The organism is Kosakonia sp. HypNH10 (genome assembly GCF_029850615.1).
GTDB classification, from domain to species: Bacteria; Pseudomonadota; Gammaproteobacteria; order Enterobacterales; family Enterobacteriaceae; genus Kosakonia; species Kosakonia cowanii.
This window is the reverse complement of record NZ_JAOTIU010000007.1, coordinates 101,883-124,841: the sequence shown is the minus strand read 5'-3', so window position 1 is coordinate 124,841 and position 22,959 is coordinate 101,883. Positions and strand designations below refer to the sequence as shown.

General features: G+C 55.3%; 20 protein-coding genes and 5 tRNA genes. 17 read left to right on the top strand and 8 right to left on the bottom strand.

The window, feature by feature from the left end; translation table 11 throughout:
* Positions 1 to 8: 8 nt before the first annotated feature.
* The 17 genes from N7V53_RS18620 to N7V53_RS18540 all read left to right on the top strand — a co-directional run bounded on the left by N7V53_RS18620 (position 9) and on the right by N7V53_RS18540 (position 13,120).
* Positions 9 to 887 (top strand): metal ABC transporter substrate-binding protein, encoded by an 879-nt coding sequence (locus N7V53_RS18620; RefSeq protein ID WP_279794408.1) that lies wholly within the window; start codon positions 9 to 11, stop codon positions 885 to 887.
* A gap of 187 nt (positions 888 to 1,074) precedes the next feature.
* Complete coding sequence (pncC, locus tag N7V53_RS18615) at positions 1,075 to 1,572, top strand: nicotinamide-nucleotide amidase (protein ID WP_023480601.1); 498 nt, start codon at positions 1,075 to 1,077, stop codon at positions 1,570 to 1,572.
* Between the two features lie 90 nt (positions 1,573 to 1,662).
* Entirely contained in the window at positions 1,663 to 2,727 is a 1,065-nt protein-coding gene (recA, locus tag N7V53_RS18610) for a recombinase RecA (protein WP_279794405.1), read from the top strand.
* Between the two features lie 67 nt (positions 2,728 to 2,794).
* Positions 2,795 to 3,310 carry a recombination regulator RecX gene (recX, locus tag N7V53_RS18605; protein WP_279794404.1) on the top strand — a complete coding sequence of 172 codons (516 nt, stop codon included), beginning with the start codon at positions 2,795 to 2,797 and terminating at the stop codon, positions 3,308 to 3,310.
* 130 nt (positions 3,311 to 3,440) lie between these two features.
* Positions 3,441 to 6,071 (top strand): alanine--tRNA ligase, encoded by a 2,631-nt coding sequence (gene alaS / locus N7V53_RS18600; protein ID WP_279794402.1) that lies wholly within the window; start codon positions 3,441 to 3,443, stop codon positions 6,069 to 6,071.
* Positions 6,072 to 6,309: 238 nt separating this feature from the next.
* The gene (gene csrA / locus N7V53_RS18595; protein WP_023480680.1) at positions 6,310 to 6,495 is read left to right on the top strand and encodes a carbon storage regulator CsrA; all 186 of its coding nucleotides are present in this window, start codon (positions 6,310 to 6,312) and stop codon (positions 6,493 to 6,495) included.
* A 337-nt stretch (positions 6,496 to 6,832) separates the two neighbouring features.
* Positions 6,833 to 6,925: transfer RNA gene (locus N7V53_RS18590), tRNA-Ser, on the top strand.
* Between the two features lie 4 nt (positions 6,926 to 6,929).
* Positions 6,930 to 7,006 (top strand) — tRNA-Arg (locus N7V53_RS18585).
* A gap of 52 nt (positions 7,007 to 7,058) precedes the next feature.
* Positions 7,059 to 7,135, top strand: a tRNA-Arg gene (locus N7V53_RS18580).
* A 50-nt stretch (positions 7,136 to 7,185) separates the two neighbouring features.
* Positions 7,186 to 7,262 (top strand) — tRNA-Arg (locus N7V53_RS18575).
* Positions 7,263 to 7,445: 183 nt separating this feature from the next.
* Positions 7,446 to 7,522: transfer RNA gene (locus tag N7V53_RS18570), tRNA-Arg, on the top strand.
* Positions 7,523 to 7,710: 188 nt separating this feature from the next.
* Complete coding sequence (gene yqaB, locus N7V53_RS18565) at positions 7,711 to 8,277, top strand: fructose-1-phosphate/6-phosphogluconate phosphatase (protein WP_279794499.1); 567 nt, start codon at positions 7,711 to 7,713, stop codon at positions 8,275 to 8,277.
* The gene (locus N7V53_RS18560) at positions 8,274 to 8,702 is read left to right on the top strand and encodes a YqaA family protein (protein WP_023480519.1); all 429 of its coding nucleotides are present in this window, start codon (positions 8,274 to 8,276) and stop codon (positions 8,700 to 8,702) included. The genes yqaB and N7V53_RS18560 overlap by 4 nt, the downstream gene beginning before the upstream one ends.
* 80 nt (positions 8,703 to 8,782) lie before the next feature.
* The gene (gshA, locus tag N7V53_RS18555) at positions 8,783 to 10,327 is read left to right on the top strand and encodes a glutamate--cysteine ligase (RefSeq protein ID WP_023480558.1); all 1,545 of its coding nucleotides are present in this window, start codon (positions 8,783 to 8,785) and stop codon (positions 10,325 to 10,327) included.
* Between the two features lie 154 nt (positions 10,328 to 10,481).
* Positions 10,482 to 10,997 (top strand): S-ribosylhomocysteine lyase, encoded by a 516-nt coding sequence (gene luxS / locus N7V53_RS18550; protein WP_023480587.1) that lies wholly within the window; start codon positions 10,482 to 10,484, stop codon positions 10,995 to 10,997.
* A gap of 276 nt (positions 10,998 to 11,273) precedes the next feature.
* On the top strand, positions 11,274 to 11,645 hold the full coding sequence (locus tag N7V53_RS18545; RefSeq protein ID WP_023480542.1) for a hypothetical protein: 372 nt from the start codon (positions 11,274 to 11,276) through the stop codon (positions 11,643 to 11,645).
* Positions 11,642 to 13,120, top strand: a complete 1,479-nt coding sequence (locus N7V53_RS18540; RefSeq protein WP_279794400.1) for an FKBP-type peptidyl-prolyl cis-trans isomerase N-terminal domain-containing protein — start codon at positions 11,642 to 11,644, stop codon at positions 13,118 to 13,120. The genes N7V53_RS18545 and N7V53_RS18540 overlap by 4 nt, the downstream gene beginning before the upstream one ends.
* Before the next feature lie 36 nt (positions 13,121 to 13,156).
* Here the strand turns inward: N7V53_RS18540 and emrB are convergent, their stop codons facing one another.
* The 8 genes from emrB to nrdF form a co-directional block, all read right to left on the bottom strand.
* A complete protein-coding gene (emrB, locus tag N7V53_RS18535) occupies positions 13,157 to 14,689 on the bottom strand; it encodes a multidrug efflux MFS transporter permease subunit EmrB (RefSeq protein WP_023480531.1) in 1,533 nt (510 codons plus the stop codon).
* A 15-nt stretch (positions 14,690 to 14,704) separates the two neighbouring features.
* On the bottom strand, positions 14,705 to 15,877 hold the full coding sequence (gene emrA / locus N7V53_RS18530) for a multidrug efflux MFS transporter periplasmic adaptor subunit EmrA (protein WP_279794399.1): 1,173 nt from the start codon (positions 15,875 to 15,877) through the stop codon (positions 14,705 to 14,707).
* A 117-nt stretch (positions 15,878 to 15,994) separates the two neighbouring features.
* Positions 15,995 to 16,525 carry a transcriptional repressor MprA gene (gene mprA, locus N7V53_RS18525; protein ID WP_023480518.1) on the bottom strand — a complete coding sequence of 177 codons (531 nt, stop codon included), beginning with the start codon at positions 16,523 to 16,525 and terminating at the stop codon, positions 15,995 to 15,997.
* A 450-nt stretch (positions 16,526 to 16,975) separates the two neighbouring features.
* On the bottom strand, positions 16,976 to 18,160 hold the full coding sequence (locus N7V53_RS18520; protein ID WP_279794397.1) for an MFS transporter: 1,185 nt from the start codon (positions 18,158 to 18,160) through the stop codon (positions 16,976 to 16,978).
* Positions 18,161 to 18,313: 153 nt separating this feature from the next.
* Entirely contained in the window at positions 18,314 to 19,309 is a 996-nt protein-coding gene (gene proX / locus N7V53_RS18515; protein WP_042712559.1) for a glycine betaine/L-proline ABC transporter substrate-binding protein ProX, read from the bottom strand.
* A gap of 60 nt (positions 19,310 to 19,369) precedes the next feature.
* A complete protein-coding gene (gene proW, locus N7V53_RS18510; protein WP_279794394.1) occupies positions 19,370 to 20,434 on the bottom strand; it encodes a glycine betaine/L-proline ABC transporter permease ProW in 1,065 nt (354 codons plus the stop codon).
* On the bottom strand, positions 20,427 to 21,629 hold the full coding sequence (gene proV / locus N7V53_RS18505) for a glycine betaine/L-proline ABC transporter ATP-binding protein ProV (protein ID WP_279794393.1): 1,203 nt from the start codon (positions 21,627 to 21,629) through the stop codon (positions 20,427 to 20,429). The genes proW and proV overlap by 8 nt, the downstream gene beginning before the upstream one ends.
* A 363-nt stretch (positions 21,630 to 21,992) precedes the next feature.
* Positions 21,993 to 22,955 carry a class 1b ribonucleoside-diphosphate reductase subunit beta gene (nrdF, locus tag N7V53_RS18500; RefSeq protein ID WP_279794392.1) on the bottom strand — a complete coding sequence of 321 codons (963 nt, stop codon included), beginning with the start codon at positions 22,953 to 22,955 and terminating at the stop codon, positions 21,993 to 21,995.
* Between the last annotated feature and the right edge of the window lie 4 nt (positions 22,956 to 22,959).

Sequence of the window (22,959 nt, the reverse complement as noted above, 5' to 3'; positions counted from 1 at the left end):
GGAAAATAATGAAACGTACAGGGGTGATTCTGGCGCTGGCGCTCGGGTTGATGGCGCAGAGCGCAGTGGCAAAAACCATCAACGTGGTGACCAGTTTTTCGATATTGGGTGATATCACCCGCCAGGTGGGCGGGGATCATGTGAAGGTGACCTCGCTGGTGGGGCCGGATGGCGATCCGCACACCTTTGAGCCTTCGGCAAAAGATAGCGCGCTGCTTAATAATGCGGATGTTGTGGTGGTCAACGGGCTTGGGCTGGAAGGTTGGCTCGACAGGTTAGTGAAAGCCTCCGGTTTTAAAGGCCAGCTGGTGATCGCCTCTGACGGTGTGCAAACCCATACGCTGGAGGAGGATGGTGCGACGGTTACCGATCCCCACGCATGGAACAGCGCGGCGAATGGTGCGCTTTATGCACAAAATATCCTCAAGGCGCTGGTGAAAGCCGACCCGGCGGATGAAGCGGCGCTTAACGCCTCGAGCCAGCGCTATATTGAGCAGTTGAAAGAGATGGATAGCTGGGCGAAAGAGCGCTTCAGTGCCATTCCGCAGGCGAAGCGCAAAGTGCTCACCAGCCATGACGCCTTCGGCTACTTTGCCCGCGCGTACGGCGTTGAGTTTATGGCACCGCAGGGGCTCTCATCGGAAAGCGAGGCCAATGCATCGCAAGTGGCGGCACTTATCAAACAGATTAAAGCGGATGGCGTGAAGGTGTGGTTTATGGAGAACCAGCTCGACCCGCGTCTGGTAAAACAGATTGCGAATGCCACCGGCGCGCAGCCGGGCGGCGAGCTCTACCCTGAAGCGCTGAGCGCAAAAGGGGGCGTGGCGGATACCTATCAGAAAGCCTTTCGCCACAACGTGGAAACCATTGCCAATAGCATGAAGTAAATTCTGCACGGATAGCCTGTAAACTTCCCGGTGACGCGACGGCGCACCGGGCTTCTCCTCGCCACTTTCCCGCTATATCACACTGCTTTTTTCGGAAGTCGCCTCGTAAAATTGCCATCTCATCCCCCTATTTGACGGGAAAGTGCTATCTTTCACGCCACGGTTTAATGGAGGCATGGGAGCCATCATGACGGACAGTGAATTAATGCAGCTCAGCGAGCGCATCGGGCTTGCGCTAAAGGCGCGCGGTGCGACGCTAACCACCGCTGAATCCTGCACCGGCGGTTGGGTTGCGAAAGTGATTACCGATATTGCAGGCAGCTCCGCCTGGTTTGAACGCGGGTTTGTGACCTACAGTAATGAAGCGAAAGCGCAAATGATCGGCGTGAAAAGCGAGACGCTGGATGCGCACGGCGCCGTCAGCGAGCCGGTGGTAGTCGAGATGGCGATTGGTGCCCTGAAAGCCGCGCGCGCTGACTATGCGATTTCGATTAGCGGCATCGCCGGGCCGGATGGCGGTAGCGAAAGCAAACCCGTCGGCACCGTCTGGTTTGGGCTTGCCTGCGTTAACGGAGAAGGGATTACGCGGCGCGAATGCTTCCAGGGAGACCGTGAATCGGTGCGTCGTCAGGCGACGGCTTATGCACTTACGACCCTCTGGCAACATTTTCTACAAAAGGCTTGATACTGTATGACTATACAGTATAATTGCCGCAACAAATCAGTTATTCACCACGGGGCGTAACGCGCTTCACTCTGCATGACAGGAGTAATAATGGCTATCGACGAAAACAAACAAAAGGCGCTTGCAGCTGCACTGGGTCAGATCGAAAAGCAATTCGGTAAAGGCTCCATCATGCGTCTGGGTGAAGACCGCTCCATGGATGTAGAGACTATCTCTACCGGCTCACTCTCCCTCGACATCGCGCTGGGCGCGGGCGGTCTGCCAATGGGCCGTATCGTCGAAATTTACGGGCCTGAGTCGTCCGGTAAAACCACCCTGACTCTGCAGGTTATCGCTGCGGCGCAGCGCGAAGGTAAAACCTGTGCGTTTATCGATGCGGAACACGCGCTGGATCCGGTATATGCCCGCAAGCTCGGCGTTGATATCGATAATCTGCTCTGCTCCCAGCCGGATACCGGCGAGCAGGCGCTGGAAATCTGTGACGCGCTGGCGCGCTCCGGCGCGGTTGACGTGCTGGTAGTCGACTCCGTTGCGGCGCTGACGCCGAAAGCGGAAATCGAAGGCGAAATCGGTGACTCTCACATGGGCCTTGCGGCACGTATGATGAGCCAGGCGATGCGTAAGCTGGCCGGTAACCTGAAGCAGTCCAACACGCTGCTTATCTTCATCAACCAGATCCGTATGAAGATCGGTGTGATGTTCGGTAACCCGGAAACCACCACCGGCGGTAACGCGCTGAAGTTCTACGCTTCCGTTCGTCTCGACATCCGCCGTATCGGCGCGGTGAAAGAGGGCGATGTGGTTGTCGGCAGCGAAACCCGCGTGAAGGTTGTGAAAAACAAAATCGCGGCACCGTTTAAACAGGCTGAGTTCCAGATCCTCTACGGCGAAGGCATTAACTTCTACGGCGAGCTGGTCGACCTGGGCGTGAAAGAGAAGCTGATTGAAAAAGCGGGCGCCTGGTACAGCTACAACGGCGACAAGATCGGTCAGGGTAAAGCGAACGCGACCTCCTGGCTGAAAGAGAACCCGGCTGCTGCGAAAGAGATCGAGAAGAAGCTGCGCGAAATTCTGCTCAGCAACCAGACTGCGACGCCAGAGTTTATCGTTGACGACAAAGACGCGGGCGTTGAAGAAACTAACGAAGATTTCTGATAACGTTATCCGTAATCAAGGGCTGCTGATGCAGCCCTTTTTGTTTTTATGGTGACAGGATTTTACGATGTCCGATAACTCCTCTTCTGATAACACCTCCCGCCGCAGCGCTATGGCGCGCTTACGTGATCGCGCCATGCGTATTCTGGCAATGCGCGACCACAGCGAACTTGAATTTCGCCGCAAGCTTGCAGCACCCATCATGACGAAGAAGGGCCCCGAAGCGGTTGACGCGACGCCGGAAGAGATCGATCAGGTTGTGGCGTGGTGTATAGAGCACAGCTTTCTCGACGACAGCCGTTTTGTCCGCCAGTTTATCGCCAGCCGCGCGCGCAAAGGTTATGGCCCGGTGCGTATTCGTCAGGAACTGAACCAGAAAGGCATCGCCCGGGAGACCAGCGAAAACGCCATGCGCGAATGCGAGATTGACTGGGTGAGCAGCGCCCGCGATCAGGCGCAGCGCAAATATGGCGAGCCGTTGCCCACTGAATTTGCTGCAAAAGTGAAAGTGCAACGCTTTCTGCTCTATCGCGGCTTTATGCAAGAAGATATTCAGGAAATATGGCGAAATTTTGCCGAGTGAGCGCATACGGGATTTTACTTCCCACTAAAGAAAACTTATCTTATTCCCACTTTTTCCAGTAGCGGATGCGTCTGCCATGCGATGGCGATGGTCCGCTGCCACATTTCGTTAGCTTGATTTCAGGATAATTATGAGCAAGAGCACCGCTGAGATCCGTCAGGCGTTTCTCGATTTTTTCCATAGCAAGGGACACCAGGTAGTTGCCAGCAGCTCCCTGGTACCGAACAACGACCCGACTCTGCTGTTTACCAACGCCGGGATGAACCAGTTCAAGGACGTTTTCCTTGGGCTCGACAAACGTAATTATTCCCGCGCAACCACGTCGCAGCGCTGCGTGCGTGCAGGTGGTAAACACAACGACCTGGAAAACGTCGGCTACACCGCACGTCATCACACCTTCTTTGAAATGCTGGGCAACTTCAGCTTCGGCGACTACTTCAAACATGATGCTATTCAATATGCGTGGGAACTGCTGACCAGCGAAAACTGGTTCAACCTGCCGAAAGAGCGTCTGTGGGTGACGGTGTACGAAACCGACGATGAAGCGTACGAAATTTGGGAAAAAGAGGTCGGTATCCCGCGCGAACGTATTATTCGTATCGGTGATAACAAAGGCGCAGCGTATGCGTCTGACAACTTCTGGCAGATGGGCGACACCGGTCCGTGTGGCCCCTGCACCGAGATCTTCTACGATCACGGCGACCACATCTGGGGTGGCCCGCCGGGCAGCCCGGAAGAGGATGGCGATCGCTATATCGAGATCTGGAACATCGTCTTTATGCAGTTCAACCGCCAGGCCGATGGCACCATGGAGCCGCTGCCGAAGCCGTCCGTGGACACCGGTATGGGCCTGGAGCGTGTTGCGGCCGTGCTGCAGCATGTGAACTCCAACTATGAAATCGATCTCTTCGCGAAGCTGATCCAGCAGGTCGCGAAAGTGACCGGCGCGACGGATTTGAGCAACAAATCTTTGCGCGTTATCGCTGACCATATCCGCTCTTGTGCCTTCCTGATTGCGGACGGTGTGATCCCGTCGAATGAGAACCGCGGCTACGTGCTGCGTCGCATTATTCGCCGCGCGATTCGCCACGGCAACATGCTCGGCGCGAAGGACACCTTCTTCTATAAACTGGTTGGCCCGCTGATTGAAGTGATGGGTTCCGCCGGGGAAGAGCTGCATCGCCAGCAGGCGCAGGTTGAGCAGGTTCTGAAAACCGAAGAAGAGCAGTTTGCACGTACGCTGGAGCGCGGTCTGGCGCTGCTGGATGAAGAGCTTTCCAAACTGCAGGGCGACACGCTGGATGGCGAAACCGCCTTCCGCCTGTACGACACCTACGGTTTCCCGGTCGATCTGACCGCGGACGTCTGCCGCGAGCGCAATCTGAAAGTCGATGAAGCGGGCTTCGAAGCGGCAATGGAAGAGCAGCGCCGTCGCGCACGCGAGTCCAGCGGCTTTGGCGCGGACTACAACGCGATGATCCGCGTTGATAGCGCAACAGAATTTAAAGGCTACGACCAGCTTGAACTGAACGGTAAAGTGACCGCACTGTTTGTCGATGGCAAACAGGTTGAGTCGATTGCCGCCGGCCAGGAAGCGGTTGTGGTGCTTGACGAAACCCCGTTCTATGCGGAATCAGGCGGCCAGGTTGGCGATAAAGGCGAACTGAAAGGCAACGGCTTTACGTTCATCGTCCAGGATACGCAGAAGTATGGCCAGGCGATTGGTCATGTCGGCAAGCTGAACAGCGGTTCGCTGAAAGTGGGCGACGGCGTGAAAGCGGAAGTTGACGAAGCGCGTCGCGCCCGTATTCGCCTGAACCACTCTGCCACCCACCTGATGCACGCCGCGCTGCGCAGCGTACTCGGTACGCATGTTGCGCAGAAAGGGTCGCTGGTGAATGACAAAGCGCTGCGTTTTGACTTCTCCCATTTCGAAGCCATGAAACCGGCGGAAATCCGCGCGGTGGAAGATATGGTGAATGCGCAAATTCGTCGCAACCTGCCGATCGAAACCAACATCATGGATCTCGAAGCGGCAAAAGCGAACGGCGCAATGGCGCTGTTTGGCGAGAAGTATGAAGATCGCGTTCGCGTGCTGCAGATGGGGGATTTCTCCACCGAGCTTTGCGGCGGTACGCACGCTTCGCGCACCGGTGATATTGGTCTGTTCCGCATTGTGTCTGAATCCGGCACCGCGGCGGGCGTGCGTCGTATCGAAGCCGTTACCGGCGAAGCGGCGATTGCCAGCCTGCATGCGCAGAACGATCAGCTACAGGATATTGCTCAGTTGCTGAAAGGCGACAGCCAGAATCTCGGCGACAAAGTGCGTTCAGTGATTGAACGTACGCGTCAGCTGGAAAAAGAGTTGCAGCAGCTTAAAGCACAGGCGGCAGCGCAAGAGAGCGCAAACCTCTCCGGTAACGCGATGGAAATCAACGGCGTTAAGCTGCTGGTGAGCGAGCTGGAAGGTGTCGAGCCGAAGATGCTGCGTACCATGGTGGACGACCTGAAGAACCAACTCGGCGCTTCGGTTATCGTTCTTGCCACTGTTGTTGAAGGTAAAGTTTCTCTCATCGCGGGCGTCTCTAAGGATGTGACTGACCGCGTCAAAGCAGGGGAACTGGTAGGAATGGTCGCCCAACAGGTTGGGGGCAAAGGCGGTGGACGTCCGGACATGGCGCAAGCCGGTGGTACCGATGCGGCCGCGCTGCCTGCTGCTCTCGCCAGTGTTAAAGATTGGGTAAGCGCTAAACTGTCATAATTACAAAGCGAACGCACAAGCCATAACCTCGAGGTTATGGCTTTGTTGCCACTACGCTATTGATAACGAGAAAGTCAGGTTGAAGTTGTGTATATCGGCTAAACTTACGTCTACAGAATGTAATGCCATGGCTGCTTGCATGTTATGAGTTTGTCATCGCTTATGTTTTGGCGTTGTATGACGGATAATGCCGGGATACAGAGAGACCCGACTCTTTTAATCTTTCAAGGAGCAAAGAATGCTGATTCTGACTCGTCGAGTTGGTGAAACCCTCATGATTGGGGATGAGGTCACTGTGACTGTATTAGGGGTTAAGGGTAACCAGGTGCGCATTGGCGTAAACGCCCCCAAAGAAGTATCGGTCCATCGTGAAGAGATCTACCAGCGTATCCAGGCTGAAAAATCCCAGCAGTCCAATTTCTGATGCCATTATGCGTCTCGCGGTTGTTCGGCGAGACGCAACCCTCCCGTCGATTCTCCCGCTTCTTTGTCTCATTTTTATTGCAGATTTCCTGCATCTGATACTTTCTCGCGCCATTTTTGTCTATCACACATCTGTAATGTCATGCCTGCGAGGCAGGGAATTTTTGCTGATAAAACATCCTTTTTGCCCTTTTTACCGCCTAATTGCCTGCGAAGTGTGCAAACGATTCAGGGCTGGGAAAAATTGTTTGACTTATAAGTCCCAGAAAGTAATATGTGCGCCACGCAGCGACGATGAGCTCTTAACGAACTCTTCGAAGCACTCGTAAGAGGCGTGTGGTGAGGTGGCCGAGAGGCTGAAGGCGCTCCCCTGCTAAGGGAGTATGCGGTCAAAAGCTGCATCCGGGGTTCGAATCCCCGCCTCACCGCCATTTTGCATCCGTAGCTCAGCTGGATAGAGTACTCGGCTACGAACCGAGCGGTCGGAGGTTCGAATCCTCCCGGATGCACCATCTTCAGTGAAAAGCAGTTTTCGCTTTTCATCGTTAAAGTAGTAATCCTGATGCATCCGTAGCTCAGCTGGATAGAGTACTCGGCTACGAACCGAGCGGTCGGAGGTTCGAATCCTCCCGGATGCACCATCTCAATGAAAAAGCAGTTTTGCTTTTCATCGTAAAGCAGTAATCCCGATGCATCCGTAGCTCAGCTGGATAGAGTACTCGGCTACGAACCGAGCGGTCGGAGGTTCGAATCCTCCCGGATGCACCATCTTCTGCGAGATAACAGCGAATCTGTTTTCTCAGGGGTAGCGGGCCTAAACGCAAGCACCAGGGAGGATAGCGTTGCTTCAGCAACGACCCGAAGGGCGAGGCAAAGCCGAGTCATCCTCCCGGATGCACCATCTCAATGAAAAAGCAGTGTTGCTTTTCATCGTAAAGCAGTAATCCTGATGCATCCGTAGCTCAGCTGGATAGAGTACTCGGCTACGAACCGAGCGGTCGGAGGTTCGAATCCTCCCGGATGCACCATCTTTTACGAACTTATCAAAAAACTCCTCTCTTATTCTTTCTGCTTAAATCATCATCCCCACAACTCCCACACTTTCGACGAAATTCTGCCCAAAATCATATTCCCTGAAGCTAATCTCGCGCTGGATGCGACAAAAAGCCTTGTTTACGTTAAAGTAAATGCTAGTTATCCGGTTTGTGAGAACATGATGTACGCACGTTACGCTGGTTTGATTTTTGATATGGATGGCACCATCCTGGATACTGAACCAACCCACCGCAAAGCCTGGCATGAAGTGCTGGCGCGTTACGGCATGCATTTTGACGAACAGGCCATGGTCGCGCTGAACGGTTCGCCAACCTGGCGTATTGCCGAAGCCGTTATCAAAGAAAACCAGGCCGATCTTGATCCCCACTTACTCGCTCAAGAGAAAACCGCAGCCGTGAAAGCGATGCTGCTCGATTGCGTGCGCCCATTACCGCTTATTGAGGTGGTAAAAGCGTGGCACGGGCGTCGCCCGATGTCTGTTGGCACCGGGAGTGAAAGCGCCGTTGCTGAAGCGCTGCTGGCCCATCTTGGCCTGCGACACTATTTTGATGCGGTGATTGCCGCCGATCATGTTCAGCACCATAAACCCGCACCGGATACCTTTTTACTCTGCGCCGAACGTATGGGCGTGGAGCCGTCGAAGTGCGTGGTATTTGAAGATGCCGATTTCGGCCTGCAGGCGGCGCGCGCGGCCGGTATGGACGCTGTGGATGTCCGCGTATTGTGAGCGATGCGCTGTCGCTCCTTTCACTGTTCGCCAGCAGTTTTCTCAGTGCCACGATTTTACCGGGCAACTCGGAGGTGGTGCTGGTCGCAATGCTGTTGGCGAAAGTTAGCCAGCCCTGGTGGCTTGTCGTAATAGCAACAATGGGTAATAGCCTTGGAGGGCTGACTAACGTTATTCTTGGGCGCTTCTTCCCGCAGCGTAAAGCATCGCGCTGGCAGGAGAGGGCGACCGGCTGGCTCAAACGTTACGGCGCCGCGGCGCTGTTATTGAGCTGGATGCCTGTTATAGGCGATCTGCTGTGCATACTTGCGGGATGGCTACGCCTTTCGTGGGGGCCAGTGCTCTTTTTTTTATGCCTTGGCAAAGCGTTACGCTATGTGGCTCTCGCCCTCGTAACGCTTCAGGGTATGACGTGGTGGCACTAATTGGATTGCGTGAGTGACCTTTCATCGTCAACCATTACAATTATGCTTAATAAAACGATTATTACAGGCGGGAGGTCAATTTGATCCCGGACGTATCACAGGCGTTGTCCTGGCTGGAAAAACATCCTCAGGCGCTCAAAGGCATCCAGCGTGGTCTTGAGCGCGAAACCCTACGCGTTAACGCGGATGGGTCTTTGGCGACAACCGGTCACGCGGCAGCGCTTGGCTCTGCATTAACTCATAAATGGATTACGACGGATTTTGCCGAAGCGCTGCTGGAGTTTATCACCCCGGTTGAGGGTGATATTGACCGCATGCTCACTATCATGCGCGACATCCATCGCTATACCGCCCGCCAGATTGGCGATGAGCGTCTCTGGCCGCTGAGCATGCCCTGCTATATCAAAGAGGGGCAGGAGATTGAGCTGGCGCAGTACGGCACCTCAAATATTGGTCGCCTGAAAACCCTCTACCGCGAAGGGCTGAAAAACCGCTATGGCGCGCTGATGCAAACCATCTCCGGCGTGCACTATAACTTCTCTCTGCCGATGGCATTCTGGCAGGCGAAAAGCGGCAGCACCGATAAAGAAGCGGTCTCGGAGGGCTATTTCCGCCTGATCCGCAACTACTATCGCTTCGGCTGGGTCATCCCTTATCTTTTCGGTGCTTCACCGGCGATCTGCTCCTCTTTCCTGCAGGGCAAAGAGACCTCGTTGCCTTTTGAGAAGATGCACAACGGCATGCTCTATCTGCCTTATGCCACCTCGCTGCGCTTAAGCGATCTGGGCTATACCAATAAGTCGCAGAACAGCCTCAATATTACCTTCAACAATCTTCACGATTACGTGGTAGCGCTGAAACGCGCGATCAAAACGCCGTCGGAAGAGTACGCGAAGATCGGTTTGCAGAAAGAGGGCAAGTATCTGCAAATCAACACCAACATCCTGCAGATTGAAAATGAGCTCTACGCGCCGATTCGCCCGAAACGCGTAACCCGCAGCGGCGAAACGCCGTCGGATGCGCTGCTGCGCGGCGGCATTGAATATATCGAAGTGCGCTCGCTGGATATCAACCCGTTCACCGCGATTGGCGTTGATGAAGAGCAGGTGCGTTTCCTCGATCTCTTTATGGTCTGGTGTGTGCTGGCCGATGCACCGGAGATGAGCAGCGATGAACTGCTCTGTACGCGTACTAACTGGAACCGCGTGATCCTTGAAGGCCGTAAGCCAGGCCTGACGCTCGGAATAGGCTGTGAAACCGCGCAATACCCGCTCGCCGATGTCGGACGCGATCTGTTTAACGACCTGAAACGGGTAGCGCAAACGCTGGATGGCGTGTACGGTGGCAATGAGTATGAAGCCGTATGCGATCGGCTGGTCGCCAGCTTTGACGATCCTGAGCTGACCTTCTCGGCGCGTATTTTGCGTTCGATGATTGATGAAGGCATGGGCGGAACAGGTAAAGCGCTGAGCGAGCAGTATCGTTCGCAGCTGCGTGAAGAGCCGCTGGAAATTCTGCATGAAGAGGATTTTATTGCTGAATGCCACGCTTCGCTGGCGCGCCAGGCGGAAATTGAAGCCGGGGATAAGGAATCGTTTGAAGCGCTGCTTGCGCGTCACGCGTAGTAGAAAAGAAAAAGGCCACATCGCTGTGGCCGAAATTTCATCTCTCGAAGAACAGGGATGATGATAACAAATGCGCGTCTTTCATATATTCAGACTCGCACGCGAACAAAGAGTTCAGTTTATTTTAAAAAAAATCACTATCGGAGGTGACTAAATGCCGTTACTGGATAGCTTCACTGTCGATCATACCCGTATGGAAGCGCCTGCAGTCCGTGTTGCTAAAACTATGAACACGCCGCACGGCGACGCCATCACCGTATTCGACCTGCGTTTTTGCATTCCTAATCAAGAAGTTATGCCGGAAAAAGGGATCCACACGCTGGAGCACCTATTCGCTGGCTTTATGCGTAATCACCTCAATGGCGATGGCGTAGAAATTATCGATATTTCGCCGATGGGTTGCCGCACCGGTTTCTACATGAGCCTGATCGGTACGCCGGATGAGCAGCGTGTTGCTGATGCCTGGAAAGCGGCAATGGCTGACGTGCTGAAAGTGAAAGAGCAGAACCAGATCCCTGAGCTGAACGTTTACCAGTGCGGTACATACCAGATGCACTCGCTGGAAGAGGCGCAGGAGATCGCGCGTCACATTCTCGATCGCGATGTGCGCGTCAACAGCAATGATGACCTGGCTCTGCCGAAAGAGAAGTTGCAGGAACTGCATATTTAGTTCGCCATGCCGCTTTCTGGTTAACAGGAAGCGGCATTATTATTTGTCCGCATATTTATAAGAAAGTTTTTATACATTATATCTATTTAATTCTTTTAATTATTACCCGCGCTTAATATATAAATAATATCCTTGCCGCCGCCGCGCCTTCTTATTGTTATTTCAATCTTGCCATGATAGTTTGCACCGCACGTCGCTATTAGGCGAACGTGTACCTTCTGTATTTATTTTCTGCATCTATTTCAGTGAAAAGAATGCCTGAATGACGAGGATATTATGCGGCGCTCACCCATCTCTTACTTATGTCTCTCTTTTTGTCTCTCACTCACATTAACCGGCTGTGTTAAATCAAAGGCACCCGCGCTGGTGCAGGATGCGCCGCAGAAGCAGGAGACGCAGCAGTGCTATGAACTGCTTACCGCCCTGCAGGGGCTCGACAAAACGGCATTTGAAACCTACAAACAGCAGTTCACCACCCTTAATCAAAGTTATGAAGTCTACAAAAAAAACCAGCCGATTATTGATAACAACTCGGCGGAAATAATGAAGACGGAAATTGATAACAAAATTGAAGTTGTTTGTTCGCGCGTACGCAGCGCGGTATTCGTTAACATGTCCCGGCGCGCAAATGCACTGAAACAGTTATGAGAAAATTATTATATTCGTCAGCTGTATTGCTATCAGCTATTTCATCCTCCGGGGTTCGTGCCGATCCGGCTGCATTACTTGAGCAGTTAAATAAAGAGAAGATTATCGCCGTTACACCTCAATCTCCGTTTATTAACGATCGCTTTTCGGCGCAGCCGAGCGCGACGCCTGCACCACCCGTGGAGGTGCAGAGTAAGGCGAGTGAGAGTGCGGCAGAGCGTGAGGAAGTCGCGCGGCTGAAGCGTAAGCTTGCATTAGCGCAACGCCAGATCGCCGCGCTGAAGAAAAAGCAGCGGGCTACGACGATTGTGCTGCCCGCTAAGCAGGATGCGGTGGCAAAAGAGAGTGCGTCGTTAAGGCAGCAGTTGCAGACGCATATTCAGCAACTTGCCGAAACGAAGCAGAAGCTTGCCGATGAGAGCGACGCGCTCAAACATCTGCGTGATGAGAAAAGCCAGCTGGAAGTACAGCTCAAGACCAGCCAGCAGCAACTGGCGCAGACGAACCAGAAGCACGCCGATGACACACAAGCGCTGCAGGCGTTTCGTACAGCAAACAGCGAACTGGAGCAGCAGCTGAAAAACCGCCAGCAGCAGCTGGAAGCGCGGGAAAAGCAGGGCCAGCAGCACACCGCCGTAGCACCGGCGCAAAACGCTGAGCAGGTGAAGCAACTCACCCAGGCCAAAGAGGAGATGAGCGGCAAGCTTGATCTCGCCACAAAACAGGTCAGCGACCAGGCCGCGCGTATCGCCACGCTGGAGGCGCAGCTTAAGCAGCGCACAGAGGAGAAAGCGCAGGCTGCGCAGAAGAGTGCTGCGCCGTTAGCGCCGCCAAAAGCGCAGAGCCACTATCTGCTGACAGAGAACAAATCCTCCGCCGCGAAGATGAACTACGCCTGGGGCGCCTGGTTTGCGGCGAAAGCGCAGCAGGAGAGCGTCACGCTGACCCACTCCGGGCAAAAATATCTGCCAGAGGCGTTTTTACAGGGCTTTCAGGATAAGTTCGCTGGCAGCCTGCAAATGAAGAGCGACGATATCGAAAACGTGCTGCAAAGCCTGAATAAAAAGATGGGCGATGCGCAGAAAAACGAGCTGGCGCAGAACAAGAAGCAGGCACAAAAGCTGCTCGCCGAGGCGGCAAAGCTGAAAGGCGCTGAGCGCACCGCCAATGGCATCATCTATCTGGTGGAGAAAAAAGGGCAGGGCGTTGCGCTGCTTTCCGGGGATGTGATCCGCTTTCGGGTTGATGAGAAACTGAGCTCCGGCAAGGTGCTGTCGCGCGGCGCGGTACACAGCGGGCGGATTAGCGAGTTGCCGCCGCTGATGCGCACAGGGATTGAAAAAGTGGTGGTCGGGGGGCGGATTCGAATCTATACCCCCGCTGAGCTGGCTTACGGCGAGCAGGGGATCCCGGGCATGGTGCCACCGGGCGTGGCGTCGATTATGACGCTTGAGATCCTCGGTATCGTGAAATAAAAAAACGCCTCCCTGCGGAGGCGTTTTTATTTGGTGTTAATGCGCGCCGCCGCTGCTGCCTGCACCAAACGGGGGTTTGGCAAACCACACCAGGCCAAGCAGGATCAGGAACACCCCCGCCGAGACCCAGAAAATCTCGTTCGCCGAAATGATCAGCCCCTGGTTGGTGATCTGCTGGGCAATCCAGCCTGATGACTGCTGCTGCGACATCCCCATTCCCTGCAGCTGGTTATACATCTCCTGCGCATTCGGGTTGTAGGGGTTAACGGACTCCGTCAGCTGCGCATGGTGCATCGATTCACGGTTAGTCCACAGCGTGGTGGTGATGGATGTCCCGATCGAGCCTGCCAGCGTTCGCGTAAAGTTCGACAAACTGGAGGCCGCAGCCAGCCGCTCCGGCGGCAACCCGGAGAGGGTAATCGTCGTCAGTGGCATAAAGAAGCAGGCCACGGCAAAGCCCTGAATAAACTGCGGCCACGCTGACGCGCCAAAATCCATTCCCGGCTCAAATGTATAGGCGCGCCAGTAGAAGCACACCGCATACATAATAAAGCTGAAGGTCACCAGCCGGCGCATATCCAGCTTATGCGCAAAGCGGCCAATAATCGGCGACAGCAGCACCGGGATCACGCCGACCGGCGCAGACGCCAGCCCGGCCCAGGTTGCGGTATAGCCATACACCTCCTGCAATAGCTGCGGCAGCAAGACAATCGCGCCGAAGTAAAGCATATAGGCAAGGCTGATACACAAGCAGCCGATGGTGAAGTTCCGCGACTTAAACAGCGAGAGATCGACAATCGGGTTATCGTCGGTGAGCTCCCACACCACGAGGAAACTCAGGGAGATCACCGCGACAATCGTCAGCACAATAATCTCTGTCGAGTTGAACCAGTCCAGCTCTTTCCCCTGGTCGAGCATCACCTGCAGGCTACCGATACCGACCACCAGCAATGCGAGGCCTACGCCATCAATACGCCGTTGCTCGGTACGCGTCTCACGTCCGCGCAGGCTTTGCAGCGTCAACAGCACCACCAGCGCGCCAATCGGCACGTTGATAAAGAAGATCCAGCCCCAGTGGTAGTTATCGCTGATATAGCCGCCGAGGATCGGCCCGCAAATCGGCGCAACAATCACCGTCATTGACCAGAGCGCCAGCGCGATAGAGCGCTTCGCCGGCGGGTAGTTGCTCAGCAACAGGCTCTGCGAAAGCGGGATCAGCGGCCCGGCAACAATCCCCTGAATAACGCGGAAGAAGATCAGCATCCCAAGGCTGTTGGAGACGCCGCACGCCCAGGAGGCGATGGCAAACGCCACCGTTGACCAGAGAAAGAGCCGCACTTCGCCGAAGCGTTTCGCCAGCCAGCCGGTAATCGGAATTGAGATGGCGTTCGCCACCCCGAAGGAGGTGATCACCCAGGTCCCCTGGCTCAGCGAGGAGCCAAGGTTACCGGCGATCGTCGGGATAGCCACGTTGGCGATGGTGGAATCCAGCACCTGCATGAAGGTCGCGAGTGAAAGTGCAATGGTCATAATGACCAGCTGCGCGCCTTCCAGCGGTTTCTGTTGCATGGCACTCATATAAGATTACCCGGCGTTGGCTTTCACGATGTTATTGATAAGCGTGTTGACCGGCTCAAGATTGATCTCCCGCGCGTTACTCTCATACGCTGGCGTGGTGCGTGCCTGCTTCGCCAGCACGGCGCCATCGCGCGCCGAGGTATCGACTTTCACCGTCGTGGAAAGGCCAATACGCAGCGGGTGATCTGAGAGCTGCTGGGCATCAAGCTCAACACGCACCGGCAGTCGCTGAACCACTTTGATCCAGTTCCCGGTCGCGTTCTGCGCGGGCAGCAGGGAGAAGGCGCTGCCGGTACCCATATCGAGACCGACCACTTTGCCTTTGTACTCAACCTCATCGCCATAAAAATCGCTGATAATGGTAGCGGTCTGGCCAATGCGCATATGCGCAAGCTGCGTCTCTTTAAAGTTGGCATCCACCCAGAGGTTGGTCGCCGGAACCACGGCCATCAACGGAGTGGTGACAGAAATCTGCGCGCCAGGCTGAACCGCGCGGCGGGAGACATACCCGGTGAGCGGGCTGACAATTTTGGTGCGTTGCAGCGCCAGCCAGCTATTACGTACTTCAGTCGCCGCCTGCTTCACCGCAGGCTGCTCTTCAAGGGGCGTGTCCAGCACGATCGCCTGGTTGGCGTTATATTGCTGAACCGCGACATCCAGTGCGGCCTGCGCGCTGGCAACCGCATCACGGGCGTGCTGCAACTCTTCGCGGCCAATCAGATTCGCGCTGCCAAGCGGCACGCGGCGGTTAAGATCGCTCTGCGCCTGCGCAAGGGCGGTCTTTTTCAGCTCAACGCTCGCCTGGAGTTGTTTGCTGTTGATGATCGACTGGCGGGTCTGGCGCACGCTGGTGGCCAGTTGGGTCTGCGCTTTTTCAAACGCCTGGCGGGCATCGGTTTCATCAAGCGTCACCAGTACATCGCCTTTCTGCACAAAATCGGTGTTGTCGGCCCAGACTTTCGTCACGCTGCCGGAAACCTGCGACATGATCTGTACCTGGTTGCCTGCTACATACGCATCGTCCGTCTCTTCAAAATGACGCAGGACTAAAAACCAATAAATTCCGTATGCCACGGCAATAACAACAAAGAGCAAGGTCAGTAACAGCAGCAATCCTTTACGTTTACCGCGCTTTTTGACCGGTTGCTGCGGGGTCTGGCTCTCCGCATTTGCGCTCATGATTCTCTCCACGATCTTATTTTTAGTTATGTCGGCGTGTACCGACCTTTCGTCAGAAAGGCCAGCTTAGCTGGCCCTTCACATTGCTCATCCTGGAAACTAAAGCTGCTTATCGCGTTAGCGCAGCGCCTCGAGGACCACGTCTTCTTCATCCATCTGGTCGAGACGCGACAGAAGCTTACGGGTGATCTGCTCGAGCTGATCTTTCTCAGCGTTGGTCAGGGTTGACCAGAGTTGATGCAGGCAGTTGTGCTGCGGTGGCAGAACCTGACGCAGGAACTCATGCCCTTTGTCGGTCAGTTGCAGATGCAGACAGCGGCGATCGTTGTCGCTTTCGCGGCGCTCAATCCAGCCGCGCTTCTCCAGCTCATCGGCGATACGGGTAGCGTTGGTGCGTGACGAGCCCAGCGCGCTACTCAGCTCCGACGGCTGAATGCTGTGATTTTCCTGCGACTCAAGGGTAATCAGGGCCATAAACAGTGTCTCGTTAATGCCCTGCGCTTTCAGCATCTTATTGCGGTTTTCCAGCAGCTTGCCCTGCATATGCATACAGAGGCGGGTCAATAAAATCTCCTGAAAAGGGAAATCTTCATAGCGGCTGGCGCGAAACTTAAGCATTTGCTCAATGGGCGTAAACGAACTATCCATTTGGGTATAACCTCATTAATTGCAGTCGATATAGTAACGACGGTGACAAATAAAGTAAATGTATTATTTGTGCTAATAAATTTGCTCTATCTATGCATGTGGCAGAAATTTCCAGGCGACACCGGACAGCAGTGCGCTCACTAGCGTGAAGAAGAGAGGGCGGTGACGATGCCAGAGATGGCGACCGGCGAAGCGGGCGTATAAAACGAAGGAAAATGCCACGGCGGGGTGGCTAACAATAGGGGGCAGGCGGTTTGTGATGCCTTCCGTCTGTGATGCCGCCTTTTCAGGCCCGGCGGTGTAATTCAATGAACGATCCATATCCATAAAGTTTGTTATATATCACCCACGTTAATATAACCGGGATAAACAAGTCCTATAACCTTAGCAGAGTGACGGACGTGTTAACACCCCGGTTTGGCACCGAATTGCCTAAACGTGAGCGGTTGCTTAGCTCTGCGCCTCCGTATGGCGATATCCTCGCCACCACACCAGCACATTCAGCAGAGCCAGGATACCGCCCGCAGCGCAGACGCCAGCCCAACCCGCATGCTGCCATGCCGTGGCCGAAATCAGCGACCCTGCGGCACCGCCGATAAAGTAGCTAGTCATGTAGCCAGCTGTGAGCCGGTTACGCGCTTCCGGGTTAACGCGGTAGATAATCGTCTGGTTAGTGATATGCACTGCCTGTACCGTGAGATCGAGCACGATAATGCCGATAATCAGCGCTAAGACGGAACTGTGACCAAACCAGGTTGCCACCCAAGAGAGCAGCAGAAGCACCAGACCACCTGTGGTGGTGAGATGGCCTTTGCCGCGATCCGCAAGCCCGCCCGCCTGACGCGCGCCTAATGCACCGGCGGCACCCACCAGGCCAAACAGACCGATCATCGCATCAGAGAAGTGAAACGGCGGCGCGGCGAGCAGAAAGGCCATCGACGTCCACAATACGCTGAAGTTGGCAAAGCTCAGGCAGCCAAGCAGCGCGCGGGTGCGCAGCAGTTTATTGCTGACGAAAAGGGTGAAGACGGAGCCGAGCAGCTGCGGGTAATTAAGGTGCGTTTCAGACTTGAGTTTCGGCAGGCCGCGCCAGAGCGCCAGCGCCATCAGCACCATCAATACGCTGGCGACCCAGTAAACGGTGCGCCAGCCGCCGAGGCTTGCCAGCAGCCCGGCGACGGTGCGCGCAAGTAAAATCCCCAGCAGAAGGCCGCTCATAATCGTGCCGACCACTCGCCCACGGCTCTCGGGCGTGGCAAGCGTAGCGGCCAGCGGCACAAGCAGTTGCGCCACCACCGAGAAGAGGCCGGTGAGTGCCGTCCCCAGAATCATCAGGCCGAGCGATGGGCTACTGGCGGTAATCAGCATCCCGCCCGCTGAGAGTAGCGTCATCACCACAATTAATGTGCGCCGCTCAAACATATCGCCAAGCGGCACTAACAGCAGTAGCCCGGCGGCGTAGCCAAGCTGCGCGGCGGTGACGATAAACCCGGCCTGGCTTGCGGTGATCGAAAAGGCGTTAGCGATGGTATCCAGCAGCGGCTGCGGGTAGTAGTTGCTGGCAACGGCGAGACCGGTTGCCATCGACATCAGCGCAATCAGCGCCGGGCTAGGACCGTGGTGAGTTTTTGTCATAGGTATCAACTATCAATGAGGTTTTTTGTCAGAAATCCATCATAGACAATTGCCCGGCGGCGCGTGTTGTTATCTGTGCACCCTGAGTGGATAAACGAACGCGCCACCGGGCGATAACCCGATGGCGCGTGAGAAGGTCAAAGAGTCAGCGCGTTACTTCTGCGCGGCGAGCGCCTCTTTCACCCAGCCATCAAACTGCTGCTGATGGGCTTTGATCCAGCCATCAACGTGGCCCTGCACATCTGCTTCTGAGGCTTTACCGGCGTGCATCATCGCATTCTGCGCGTTGATATCCGCCAGCGGCAGTTTCATTACCGCGAACAGCTTCGCTGCCGCCGGGTTTTTCTCCGCCCAGGCTTTATTGGCAACAATGTGCATGGTGTTCACCGGGAAGCCGTAGTTCATGCCGTTCGGCAGTTTGGTATCGATATTTTTCTGCTCGCCCGGCAGGGAGGAGAACGGTACCTGCAACCAGACGACATCTTTACCCGGCTTCAGCACATCGCTCACCCAGTACGGGGTCCAGGTGTAGTAGAGGATCGGTTTCCCTTCTTTAAAGCGGGTGATGGTGTCCGCCATCATCGCCGAGTAGTTACCGTGGTTGACCGTAACGGTGTTCTCCAGGCCATAGGCTTTGTGCTGGTGGTTAATCACCGTTTCACAGCCCCAGCCCGGCGAGCAGCCCATCATATCGGCTTTACCGTCGCCGTTGCCGTCGAACAGTTTGGCGATTTTCGGATCTTTTAACTGCTCGATATTGGTGATGTGGTACTTATCGGCGGTTTTCTTGTCGATCAGGTAGCCCTGCGCCGCGCCGGTCACATAGGTGCCTTCACGGTAGAACTTCTTATCGCCCCCGGCGGCGGCATACATATCATCATGCAGCGGCTGCCAGTTGACGGCGGTAAAGGTGACATCGCCTGCCGCCATCGAGGTGTAACCAACGTTGTAATCCACTTCATCCGGTTTTTCGACCGTATAGCCGAGCTTTTCAAGGCCGCGGCTAACCAGCAGCGTCTGGAACGCCTCTTCGGCGATGGTGCTCTGAAACGGCTTAACGGTAATGCCTTTGCCCGGCAGATCGGCGGCAAAAGCGCTGGTGGAGAGAAGGGTAGTAAACGCTGTGGCAAAAAGTACGCTATGTCGCATCGTTATTCCTTATTTTTCAGGTGTGATGTTGTTGCCCGGCCGGTGCGCCGGGCAGCAAAATTATTTGGCGAAGGGACGGGTCAGCAGGCCGAGTGGGCCAGTCTGATACCAGCGGCGGTTACCGCGGCTGCGCGAGTCGCGACCCACGGCCTGGGTCAGGCGGTCAAGAATAATCGCGAGGATCACAATCCCGACGCCGCCAACGCTGGCAAGGCCCATATCAAGGCGACCAATACCGCGCAGCACCATCTGCCCCAGCCCGCCAACGGCGATCATCGAGGCGATCACCACCATCGACAGCGCCAGCATCAGGGTCTGGTTGATGCCCGCCATAATGGTTGGCATTGCCAGCGGCAGCTGAACTTTGAACAGCATCTGGCGCGGGCTGGCACCAAAGGATCGCGAGGCTTCAATCAGATCGGCCGGCACCTGGTTAATGCCGAGGATCGTCAGGCGCACCACCGGCGGCAAGGCGAAGATAATCGTCACCACCACGCCCGGCACGTTACCGATGCCGAACAGCATCACAATCGGCACCAGGTAGACAAACGCCGGAGTGGTCTGCATCGCATCCAGCAGCGGGCGAACGATCTTCGCTGCCCGCGGGCTGCGCGCCAGCCAGATCCCCATTGGCAAGCCGATCACCACGCAGAACAGTAGCGCGGTAAGCACCAGGGCGAGCGTAATCATCGCCTGCGACCAGGCACCAATAGCGCCAATGGCAATCAGCGACACCAGCGTTGCAACGCCCATTCCGGCGCTGCTCATCTGCCAGGCGATCAGCGAGAAGAGAATAATCGCCACCGGCGATGGCATACCGAGCAGCAGCTGTTGAAAGCCGCTGAGAATGTAATCCACCGGCACGCGAATGCCCTGGAAGAGCGGGCGGAAGTGGAGCACCACCCAGTCGATCGCCTGCGTCACCCAGCTGTCGAGCGGGATCAGGGTTTTATGGAACGGATCCATAATGTTGAAGTGTTCCGGCGCGGGTGCCGGGGCGCTGTTAAGCCAGTCAGCGCTGCCGCTGTCGGCGGGTGCTGCTGCACCGCCGCCCCACGCATCTGCCGACTGTGCGGCGTTATCGGTTGCCGGTGCGCTCTGCCACGGATTGTTTTGATCAGCCATTGTTTGCCCCCTCGCGATCTAAAGCCTGTAGCAACATTCGTTTCGAAATGATGCCCACGTACTGTTGCTCTTCACCCACCACCGGCACCGCGCAGGGCGCCTGTCCGACGTGGGAGAGCAGTTCGCTGAGCGGCGTGTCTGCCTCCACCGCAAGCGGGGAGTCAATCAGCGCCGCCTCGATCCCCTGCGCGGCGGCCAGCGCCGCTTTCAGGGAGTCGATGGAGACAATGCCGACAAACTTATTGCCGCGCTCAATGACATAGCCATATTCGCGGTCCTCATCCTGCAACACTTTCAGCGCCGAGCGCGGGCCGAAACCGGGCGTTTTACGGATCAGACCCACGGGCGTACGGCGCGCAATATCTTTCGCGCTGAACACCTGGCTAATATCAACGCCGCGGAAGAAGGTGCGCACATAATCATTGGCCGGATTATTTAAAATCTCATCCGGCGTGCCGACCTGCACCACTTCACCGTTTTGCATAATCGCAATCCGGTCGCCAATGCGCATCGCTTCATCAAGATCGTGGGAAATAAAGACAATGGTGCGCTGATGTTTCGCCTGTAGCTTTACCAGCTCATCCTGCATCTCGGTACGAATTAAGGGATCGAGCGCGGAGAAGGCCTCATCCATTAATAAGATATCGGGATTGATGGCTAATGCGCGGGCTAATCCGACGCGCTGGCGCATACCGCCGGAGAGTTCATCCGGGTAGGCGTGGGCATAATTTTCTAGCCCCACCTGGCGCAGTGCGTCGAGCGCTTTTTCCTGGCGCTCCTGCGCGGGCGTGCCGGCTAATTCCATACCAAATGCGGCATTATCCAGCACCGTCATATGGGGCATTAGCGCGAATGACTGGAAGACCATTGCAATCTTTTTTCTGCGCACCTCGCGTAGCTCGGCATCGGATATTTTGGCAATATCGACGCCATCTATCAGCACCTGCCCGCGGGTGGGTTCAATCAGGCGATTGAGAAGGCGTACCATAGTGGATTTACCCGAGCCGGATAACCCCATGATGACGAATATCTCGCCTTCTTCAATGGCCAGACTGGCGTCTTTCACGCCAAGCGACAGACCCGTTTTTTCCAGTATTTCTTCTTTCGAAAGTCCTTTTTCTATATATTTGAAAGCTCTCTGCGGATGCTCGCCAAATACTTTATAGAGATTCTTAACTTCTAATTTAATTGCCATGCAATAATAGAGTTCCTGTTATTTATTATTTCGATACGCTACCCAATGAATATATTTGACTGGTCATACCCTACCACACTCTCCATCTGAGACAACCCTTCTGTGCCGCGCTTTACAGAATTTCCATGCAGTCAAATGGCATTATTTCCCATGATATAAGGGCTGGCGCGGGTAATCATTTTTTCGAATTGGACAGAAAAATTAGCCTGAATGGAGATGATTTTGCGGAATATGAACAAACCATGACAGCGCAGAGCTCCATAGTTATTTTGCTAAGAATCAGCTTAGATGGGGCGGAATAAATAGTGGTGAATTAAAAAACGGGGGGATATTCTCCTCCCGCAGCGCGAGAGGAGAGAATATTTAAAAATTCCAGTCTTCGTCTTCCGTTTCGACGGCTTTACCCATCACATACGACGAGCCGGAGCCGGAGAAAAAGTCGTGATTTTCGTCGGCGTTGGGCGACAGCGCTGACAATATCGCCGGATTGACGTCCGCCATCTCCGGCGGGAAGAGCGCCTCATACCCGAGGTTCATCAGCGCCTTGTTCGCGTTGTAGCAGAGAAACGCTTTCACCTCTTCGGCCCAGCCGCTGTCGGCATAGAGTTCGTCAGTGTAGGCAAGCTCGTTATCGTACAGCTCCATCAGCAGATCGAGGGCGAAGCTTTTCAGCGACTCGCGCTCGGCCTCGCTCACTTTCTCTAACCCTTTCTGATACTTATAACCGATGTAGTAACCGTGCACCGCTTCATCGCGGATGATGAGCCGAATCAGGTCGGCGGTGTTGGTCAGCTTGCCGCGGCTTGACCAGTACATCGGCAGCCAGAAGCCGGAGTAGAAGAGAAACGACTCCAGAAAGACGCTGGCGATCTTCTTCTTCAGCGGATCGTCAGCGCGGTAATGGCCCAGCACGATCTGCGCTTTGCGCTGTAGGGCGCTGTTCTCTTCGCTCCAGGCGTACGCGGCATCGACATCGCGCGTCTGGCAAAGCGTCGAAAATATGGAGCTATACGAGCGGGCGTGCACCGCCTCCATAAAGCTGATGTTGGAGAGCACCGCCTCTTCATGAGGCGTGGCGGCATCCGGCATCAGCGCCGGTGCGCCAACGGTGTTCTGAATGGTGTCGAGCAGCGTCAGCCCGGTAAACACGCGGATTGTCAGCTGCTGCTCGGCCGGGCTTAAGCTCTGCCAGGCCGGAATATCGTTCGACAGCGGTACTTTTTCCGGTAGCCAGAAGTTACTGGTCAGCCGGTTCCACACTTCGAGGTCTTTATCATCCTGGATTTTGTTCCAGTTCACCGCGCTGACGCGGGAGAGTGGGTTCATCGTG